This window comes from Paenisporosarcina sp. P4_B8 (assembly GCF_056402175.1).
Map to the genome: position 1 here is coordinate 20564 of NZ_JBFUHX010000024.1, position 9138 is coordinate 29701.

Below are 9138 nucleotides of genomic sequence, written 5' to 3' on the forward strand. Positions count from 1 at the left end.
GGTGCATAATGGAATTAATCGTAAAGAATTTATTAAACGGGATGAATCCCGAACAAGAAAAAGCAGTAAAAGCAACGGAAGGTCCCTTGCTGATTATGGCAGGAGCGGGCTCTGGGAAAACACGTGTGTTAACTCACAGAATCGCTTATTTAGTCGTGGAAAAAGAAGTCTACCCATCGAAAATTTTGGCGATTACATTTACGAATAAAGCAGCAAGAGAAATGCGTGAGCGTATCGATGGCCTACTTGGCAATGGAACAGGAGAGCGTATGTGGGTTTCTACATTCCACTCGATGTGTGTACGTATTTTACGTCGCGATATCGATCGAATCAGTTACTCGAAAAGCTTCTCCATTTTGGATACCACTGAACAATTGACAGTCATTAAACGTATTTTGAAAGACCAGAACATCGACCCTAAAAAATATGATCCTCGTTCCATGTTAAACGCTATCAGCTCAGCAAAAAACGAGTGCATTGATGCCGAAACATTTGCGAGCCAAATGAATCAGTTCAATCCGTTCGAGAAGACAGCGTCGGAAGTCTACACAGCGTATGACAAACGTCTTCGCAAAAATCAATCCCTCGATTTTGATGATCTGATCATGACAACGTTAACTCTGTTCAAACGTGTACCGGATGTGTTGGAGTTTTATCAAAACAAATTTCATTATATTCATGTTGATGAATATCAAGATACGAACAAAGCCCAATACGAACTTGTACAGATGTTGGCAAAGAAATTCAATAACTTGTGCGTAGTAGGCGACTCGGATCAATCGATTTATCGCTGGCGTGGAGCAGATATTCAAAACATCATGTCTTTTGAAAAAGATTATCCAAATGCCCAGGCCATTATGCTGGAGCAAAATTATCGCTCGACTAAACGGATCCTGAAAGCCGCAAATGACGTCATACAAAACAATACAGGTCGCTATCCAAAAGAACTGCGTACGGACAACGGTTCAGGTGAAGCAATCAATGTTTACAAAGCTTATGACGAACAGCAGGAAGCACAGTTTGTCGTCAAAACAATTCAGGAATTGATGGAAAAGGGCAATCGTACCCTTGATGATTTCGCCATTCTGTATCGCACAAACGCCCAATCCCGTGTGATGGAGGAAGTTTTGGTCAAATCGAATATTACCTACACAATCGTTGGCGGCACGAAGTTCTATGATCGCAAAGAGATTAAAGACTTGCTGTCGTACTTACGTTTGATTGCCAACAACGAAGATGATTTGGCATTGGCGCGTATCATCAATGAACCAAAACGCAACATTGGTGCGACGTCTTTCGAACGAATGGCAATGTATGCACTTGAACAGGACCGTTCTATTTTTGATGCACTTCGCGAAGTGGACTTTATGGGATTGCCAGCACGCGCAGCAAACGAAGCGGCTAAATTCCACCAGATGATGGATGGATTCACTCAAATGCAGGAATTCTTATCTGTCACTGAACTCGTGGAGCAAGTCTTGGATAAAACCGGCTACCGTAATATGCTGCGAAATGAAAAGACCATCGAATCAGAAAGCCGTCTTGAGAATATTGAAGAGTTTTTATCCGTAACTAAAGCGTTTGAAGAACGCAGTGAAGATAAAACCCTTGTATCTTTCCTTACTGATTTGGCGCTGATTTCCGATTTGGATAAGTTGGATAACGATGAAGATGTATCTAAAGGAAAAGTCGTACTAATGACGATGCACGCAGCAAAAGGACTGGAGTTCCCGGTCGTATTCATCATTGGGATGGAAGAAAACGTCTTCCCTCATTCACGTTCGATCGGTGACAATGACGAAATGGAAGAAGAACGCCGCTTAGCATACGTAGGGATTACACGTGCTGAAGAGCGTCTGTATTTAACTTGTGCACAATCGCGAACATTGTTCGGCCGAAGCGGATACAACAACCCTTCCCGATTCATTGCGGAGATCTCAGAAGACATTCTAGAGCATGTGACGTTGAAACAATCTGCAGGTACAGGTAGAAGTCAAACTACCCGTCGTTCGGTTGCGAACACTACGCGTCCAGCAGTTGAACGTCCTGCATATAAAGCTTCAGGCGGGGACAAGCTTGGATGGAATACGGGCGACAAAGCCGTTCATAAAAAATGGGGCGAAGGAACAGTTGTCAGTGTACGCGGTGAAGGCGAGAATACGGAAATCGATATCGCTTTCCCAAGCCCAACCGGCATCAAGCGATTACTTGCGAAGTTTGCACCAGTTGAAAAAGTATAAATTATAGGTAATTTAAAAAGTCTGCTCAAAATAGCACGTCGAGGCCTGTACGAAGCAGGTTATGCAGTCGTTGCCACAAAAGGAATTTTGCGACGAGTAATCGCAGGAGCAGGAATTTTGCGACGAGTAATCGCAGGAGCAGGATGTGGCGTTCTTAACCTGAGTTCCAAAAACTGGCTCTTTTGATGCTCCTTTTTAAATAGTTATAACAGATCGAGCGGAGGAACGACTCTATGGATAAAGTACAATTGGAAGAACGTGTGAAAGAACTCAATCAGCTTTTGCACGATACAGGCTATGCCTATTATGTGCTGGATCAGCCGGTCGTGCCTGATGCGGTTTATGACCAATATTTGCAGGAACTCATTGCCATTGAAAGTGAATTTCCTGACCTGATTTATCCGGATTCGCCAACTCAACGTGTTGGTGGAATGGTTCTTGAAGGATTCAAGAAAGTATCACACACATATCCGATGCTCAGTTTATCGAATGCTTTTGGACGAGAGGATTTGGACGATTTCGACCGACGCATCCGTGCAAGCATAGGGGACGAGTTTTCATATGTATGTGAATTGAAAATAGACGGCTTAGCTATTTCACTCAGCTATGAAAATGGCGTTTTTGTCCGCGGCGCAACACGTGGTGATGGTCGCATAGGGGAAGATATTACGGAGAATTTAAAAACCATCCGTTCCATTCCGTTACGCTTAAAAAAACCGCTCACTATCGAAGTTCGAGGCGAAGCCTACATGCCTAAAAGATCGTTTACCGCATTGAATGAAACACGTGTGGCAAATGAAGAAGAAAAGTTCGCAAACCCGAGAAATGCAGCAGCGGGCTCATTGCGTCAGCTTGATCCGAAAATCGCCGCAAGTCGTAACCTGGCCATTTTCGTTTATGGCATCGGTGGGGACGGGGAAGCATATGAGCTGGATAGCCATGCACAAGCGCTCGATCATTTGGACGAACTTGGTTTTCAAACAAACGAAGAACGACAGACCTGTCAGTCAATCGACGAAGTCGTAGCGTATATTGAAAAGTGGACAGCAGAACGTCCAAATCTACCTTATGAAATTGACGGCATCGTCATAAAAGTGAATCGCTATGTTCACCAACAGGATTTAGGCTTCACGGCCAAGAGTCCACGTTGGGCGACAGCGTATAAGTTCCCAGCTGAAGAAGTTGTAACCACTCTGCTCGACATTGAATTGACCGTTGGACGTACAGGTGCCTTAACACCGACAGCAATACTTGAACCTGTACAAGTGGCAGGAACGACCGTCGGACGAGCGTCTTTACATAACGAAGATTTGATTCGTGAAAAAGACATTCGTATTGGGGATACCGTCATTATCCGCAAAGCAGGCGACATCATTCCAGAAGTGGTGGCGGTGGTTCTTGAGGCTCGTAAAGAGGAGTTGCCGGCATTTAACATGCCTACACATTGTCCAGTTTGTGAGAGTGAACTCGTTCGTATTGAAGGTGAAGTGGCACTGCGTTGTGTCAATCCTCAATGCCCTGCTCAAATTACCGAAGGACTCATTCATTTTGTGTCGCGAAACGCAATGAATATTGATGGACTCGGTGAAAAAGTGGTGGAGCAATTGTTCCGTGAAGGACTCATCCACGATGTTTCGGACTTATTTACACTTACGAAAGATCAATTGATCCAGTTGGATCGAATGGGTGAGAAGTCGGCAACGAATCTGGTTGCTGCCATTGAAGCATCCAAGCAAAATTCAATGGAGCGCGTATTATTTGGATTAGGAATTCGACATGTTGGTGAGAAGGCAGCCAAAATTCTATCAGAAGAGTTCGGAGATATGAAGTCACTTGCGCAAGCAACTCCAGAACAACTGACGTCGGTACATGAAATTGGCGATAAAATGGCGGGCTCCGTTGTAAGTTACTTTGACAACGAAGAAGTGCAAGAATTAATCGCACGACTTGAAAAACTTGGCGTGAACTTATTCTATACTGGTAAAAAAGTGGATCTTTCAAACTTGGATCACGTATTGACAGGTAAAACAGTTGTGTTAACTGGGAAAATGGAACAATTGACACGACAAGAAGCAAAAGAGAAAATAGAACAGGTAGGCGGTACCGTCTCTGGGAGTGTGAGTAAAAAAACAGACATCGTCATTGCAGGTGAAGATGCCGGTTCTAAACTCGACAAAGCCCGCACGTTAGGCATTCCGGTATGGGATGAAAACCGTCTGATAGAAGAATTAAATGAGTGAAGGAGTCCTTCCTATAATGAAACGAATACGCTGGATTCCAGCTATAATATCTTTAACCTTACTTGCAGGTTGTATCCCTAGCCTTAGTAAAGATACAAAAGTCAACACTGAAACTGAAAAAAGTGAAGAAGAAGCAACGATCATTCCGAGCATGCAAATTTCGGACCAGTATTATCGTACCCTCTTGCCATATCAAGAAAGTATGAGTCGAGGATTAGTCGTCTCGAATATTTATTCCAAGTACGATGTGAAGGAAGTAGAAAGCGGGTTATTGCGTTTGTCGCAACGTACGTTTTCACCAGACGACTACTTTTTCCAAGAAGGTCAAATGCTTGATGCGGAAGTACTAAGTTCGTGGTTAGCCCGAAGTTCGCAAACGAAAGACGGGTTAAATCCAAGTCGTCCTAAAGAAGGAAACATGACAGCTGAGTTAGCCAAAAAAGCACCTATATATTTAGCACATATAGTTGAGCAAAACTATTTAGTAAAATCAAGTAAAAACGAAGTGAAACTTGGTGGCGTTTCCATTGGTCTTGCCATGAATTCTACCTATTACTACCAAAAGGAAGACTTTGGTGCGACGTATGAAGAACCAATTCCCCAAGCAGTCATTGTTGAACAAGGTAAAAAAATGGCCAATGAAATCGTTAAACGCATGCGTACAATGAAAGGCCTTGAGAAAGTGCCAATTACGGTTGGCTTGTTCCGACAAGAAAGCCGCAATTCCATAGTACCGGGTACATATTTTGCAAGCGGACAAGCTGGCGAAGGAAAAGCATCAGTTTCTGATTGGACAGATATTAATGAAGAATTCGTTCTGTTCCCACAACCTGTATCCGAAGAAAAGTACCGTGAAGTGGGACAATTTTTCAATAAGTTCAAACAAGATGTGGAAGAGTATTTCTCGAATTTCACAAGTATCGTTGGTACTGGGTTCTACCAGGACGATCGTATTAAGAAAATGACCATTGATATTCCGATACAGTTTTATGGTACTGCTGAAATCATTGGCTTTACGCAATATATGACGGGACTGGTGATGGAACATTTCCCAGCTTCCATGCATGTAGAAGTCAGCGTCACATCGATTAACGGACCAGAAGCACTGGTCATTAAAGAAGCAGACGAGAAAGAGCCTTACGTCCATATTTATGACTAGAAAAGCGAAAAGCGCCGTTCTAGCTGGCGCTTGTAGCTGGACATCTAGAAAAGCGAAAAGCGCCAATTTAGCTCGACTCTGAGGGCATGAAACAGAAGTACGAGTTTGCGCTTGTAGCTGGACATCATTAAATGGGAATAGATTCAATTTAGCAAAATCATTGTAATACCTAGGGACAGCTTGATGCTGTCTCTATTCTTTTAAAGTGAAAAATGATATGATACTCGGTATGATTGTGAATTCGGAGGTGTAAAAAATGGCGAATATATCAAAAGAAGAAGTAAAGCACGTAGCACATTTAGCACGTCTTGCCATTACAGATGAAGAAGCTGAAATGTTTGCAGGCCAACTTGCGGCAATTACCAATTTTGCTGAGCTGTTAAATGAACTGGATACAACAAATGTTGTACCAACTACACATGTCTTACCGTTAGTGAACGTATTGCGTGAAGACAAGGCAGTCCCTGGACTTGACCGTGAGAAGATGATGAAAAATGTTCGTGAGCAAGAAGCGGGCCAAGTAAAAGTACCATCAATTTTAGACTGATTTTGACGTAAGGAGGGACTATCCATGACATTATTCAACTACTCAGCAACCGACCTGCAAGAAATGATACATAACAAAGAACTATCAATTGCAGATTTAACAGCTGAAGCCTATACACGTATCGAAACTTTAGACGGTGACGTAAAAGCATTTTTAGCACTTAATAAAGAACAAGCAATGGCCCAAGCAAAAGAAATGGACGAAGTGCCTGCATCAGAACGCGGACCGTTATTCGGTATGCCGATTGGTGTAAAAGACAACATCGTAACAGAAGGCATCGAAACAACATGTTCTTCTAAAATCCTTCAAGGTTTCAACCCGATTTACGATGCGACAGTCGTTCGCAAACTGCGTGAAGCGGGCATGATCACTATCGGTAAACTGAACATGGACGAATTCGCAATGGGTTCTTCAACAGAAAACTCAGCGTACAAAATCACACGTAACCCTTGGGATCTTGACCGTGTTCCTGGAGGTTCTTCAGGTGGTTCTGCAGCATCAGTTGCAGCTGGTGAAGTACCATTTTCTTTAGGATCAGATACAGGTGGTTCAATCCGTCAACCAGCATCATTCTGTGGTGTAGTTGGGATGAAACCAACATATGGCCGTGTATCTCGTTTTGGTTTGGTTGCTTTCGCATCTTCTTTAGACCAAATCGGACCGATTACACGCAATGTAAAAGACAATGCGTTATTGCTTGAAGCGATTTCAGGTGTGGACGAAAACGATACAACTTCTGCAAATGTTGATGTACCAAGCTTTGTTGAATCATTGACTGGTGACGTTAAAGGCCTTCGCATCGGTGTTCCTAAAGAGTATTTAGGAGACGGTGTTGGGGAAGCTGCCAAACAATCGGTGCTTGATGCATTGAAAGTATTGGAATCACTTGGCGCAACTTGGGAAGAAGTATCTTTACCTCACTCAAAATACGGCTTAGCAACATACTATTTACTGGCTTCTTCTGAAGCATCTTCAAACTTAGCTCGTTTTGATGGGATCCGTTATGGTTTCCGTGCAGAAAACGTGGAATCATTAATGGACTTATACAAAGAAACACGTGCGCAAGGTTTCGGAGACGAAGTAAAACGCCGCATCATGTTAGGAACATTTGCATTAAGCGCAGGTTCTTACGATGCATATTACAAAAAAGCACAACAAGTGCGTACATTGATCAAACAAGATTTCGATCAAGTATTTGAAAAATACGACGTCATCATTGGACCAACGACGCCAACACCTGCATTTAAAGTGGGCGAGAAAAACGATGATCCATTGACGATGTATGCAAATGATATTTTAACCATCCCTGTAAACTTGGCTGGTGTCCCAGGAATCTCGGTACCATGTGGATACTCTGAAGGAATGCCACTGGGCTTGCAAATTATCGGGAAACACTTTGATGAAGCAACGATTTATCGTGTGGCTCATGCTTACGAGCAGGCGACAAGCTTCCATAAAGAAACTCCTCAACTTTGGGAGGGAGCAAAATCATGAACTTTGAAACAGTCATTGGTTTAGAAATTCACGTAGAGCTGAAAACAGATTCGAAAATGTTTTCACCTTCACCTGCCCACTTTGGCGCAGAACCAAATACAAATACACATGTAATCGACCTTGGATACCCAGGAGTTTTACCTGTTGTTAATAAACGCGCAATTGATTTCGGTATGAAAGCAGCGATGGCACTGAACTGTGAAATCTCGACACATACGAAATTCGATCGCAAGAACTACTTCTATCCGGATAATCCGAAAGCGTATCAAATCTCTCAATTCGACCAACCAATCGGTGAACACGGCTGGGTTGAAATTGAAGTGGATGGCTACAAAAAACGCATCGGGATTACTCGCTTGCACTTAGAAGAAGATGCTGGGAAACTGTCACATACCGATAAAGGGTACTCATTGGTTGATTACAACCGTCAAGGTACACCATTAATTGAAATCGTTTCAGAGCCAGATATCCGCACACCTGCAGAAGCTTATGCGTACTTGGAAAAAGTGAAATCAATCATCCAGTACACAGGCGTATCGGATTGTAAGATGGAAGAAGGCTCACTACGTTGTGATGCCAACATTTCACTTCGTCCTTACGGTCAAGAGCAATTCGGGACAAAAGCTGAATTGAAAAACTTGAACTCATTCAACTATGTGCGTCGCGGCCTTGAGCATGAAGAAATTCGTCAGGCAGAAGTGTTGCTTTCAGGTGGTGAAATCCTGCAAGAAACTCGTCGTTTTGACGAATCGACAGGCAAAACATTGTTAATGCGTGTTAAAGAAGGAGCGGACGATTACCGTTACTTCCCGGAACCGGACTTAGTCGATTTAGTCATTGACCAAGAATGGATGGACCGTGTACGTGCGGATATTCCTGAACTTCCTGACGCTCGTAAACAACGTTATGTTGAAGAGTTGGGCTTGCCATCATACGATGCAATGGTCTTGACGTTAACGAAAGAAATGTCCGATTTCTTTGAAGCAACGATTGCTCTTGGTGCGGATACGAAGCTTGCATCTAACTGGATGATGGGTGAAGTATCAGCTTACTTGAACGTCGACCAAAAAGAATTACAGGATACAAAGCTAACGCCTGAAGGTTTGGCTGGCATGATCAAACTAATCAGCGATGGCACGATTTCTTCGAAAATCGCGAAAAAAGTATTCAAAGAACTTGCTGACAATGGCGGAACAGCTGAACAAGTCGTGAAAGAAAAAGGCTTAGTTCAAATTTCTGACGAAGGTGCGCTTCGTGACATCGTCACACAAATATTGGATGTGAATGCACAATCAATCGAAGACTTCAAAAACGGGAAAGACCGTGCAATTGGCTTTTTGGTTGGTCAAATCATGAAAGCAACAAAAGGACAAGCTAACCCACCGTTGGTTAATAAAATCCTTCAAGAAGAAATTTCAAAACGATAAATACGAARGCGACTCCATCACCGTGGAGTCG

General features: G+C 43.0%; 6 protein-coding genes. All 6 read left to right on the forward strand.

Annotated features, from left to right (window positions below; genetic code table 11):
- Positions 1–8: 8 nt before the first annotated feature.
- The 6 genes from pcrA to gatB all read left to right on the forward strand — a co-directional run bounded on the left by pcrA (position 9) and on the right by gatB (position 9107).
- Positions 9–2240 carry a DNA helicase PcrA gene (pcrA, locus tag AC1DSK_RS16030; RefSeq protein ID WP_477547318.1) on the forward strand — a complete coding sequence of 744 codons (2232 nt, stop codon included), beginning with the start codon at positions 9–11 and terminating at the stop codon, positions 2238–2240.
- 233 nt (positions 2241–2473) lie between these two features.
- Positions 2474–4480 (forward strand): NAD-dependent DNA ligase LigA, encoded by a 2007-nt coding sequence (ligA, locus tag AC1DSK_RS16035; RefSeq protein WP_477547319.1) that lies wholly within the window; start codon positions 2474–2476, stop codon positions 4478–4480.
- 16 nt (positions 4481–4496) lie between these two features.
- Positions 4497–5639 carry a CamS family sex pheromone protein gene (locus AC1DSK_RS16040; RefSeq protein ID WP_477547320.1) on the forward strand — a complete coding sequence of 381 codons (1143 nt, stop codon included), beginning with the start codon at positions 4497–4499 and terminating at the stop codon, positions 5637–5639.
- A 256-nt stretch (positions 5640–5895) separates the two neighbouring features.
- A complete protein-coding gene (gatC, locus tag AC1DSK_RS16045; protein WP_477547321.1) occupies positions 5896–6186 on the forward strand; it encodes an Asp-tRNA(Asn)/Glu-tRNA(Gln) amidotransferase subunit GatC in 291 nt (96 codons plus the stop codon).
- Between the two features lie 24 nt (positions 6187–6210).
- Positions 6211–7680: an Asp-tRNA(Asn)/Glu-tRNA(Gln) amidotransferase subunit GatA gene (gene gatA, locus AC1DSK_RS16050; RefSeq protein WP_477547322.1), complete on the forward strand. Its 1470-nt coding sequence runs from the start codon at positions 6211–6213 to the stop codon at positions 7678–7680.
- On the forward strand, positions 7677–9107 hold the full coding sequence (gene gatB / locus AC1DSK_RS16055) for an Asp-tRNA(Asn)/Glu-tRNA(Gln) amidotransferase subunit GatB (RefSeq protein ID WP_477547323.1): 1431 nt from the start codon (positions 7677–7679) through the stop codon (positions 9105–9107). The genes gatA and gatB overlap by 4 nt, the downstream gene beginning before the upstream one ends.
- The last annotated feature ends 31 nt before the right edge of the window (positions 9108–9138 follow it).

Coding starts and splice junctions, on each gene's coding strand:
- pcrA (WP_477547318.1), top strand. CDS start 9: ATGGAATTAATCGTAAAGAATTTATTAAACGGGATGAATCCCGAACAA.
- ligA (WP_477547319.1), top strand. CDS start 2,474: ATGGATAAAGTACAATTGGAAGAACGTGTGAAAGAACTCAATCAGCTT.
- AC1DSK_RS16040 (WP_477547320.1), top strand. CDS start 4,497: ATGAAACGAATACGCTGGATTCCAGCTATAATATCTTTAACCTTACTT.
- gatC (WP_477547321.1), top strand. CDS start 5,896: ATGGCGAATATATCAAAAGAAGAAGTAAAGCACGTAGCACATTTAGCA.
- gatA (WP_477547322.1), top strand. CDS start 6,211: ATGACATTATTCAACTACTCAGCAACCGACCTGCAAGAAATGATACAT.
- gatB (WP_477547323.1), top strand. CDS start 7,677: ATGAACTTTGAAACAGTCATTGGTTTAGAAATTCACGTAGAGCTGAAA.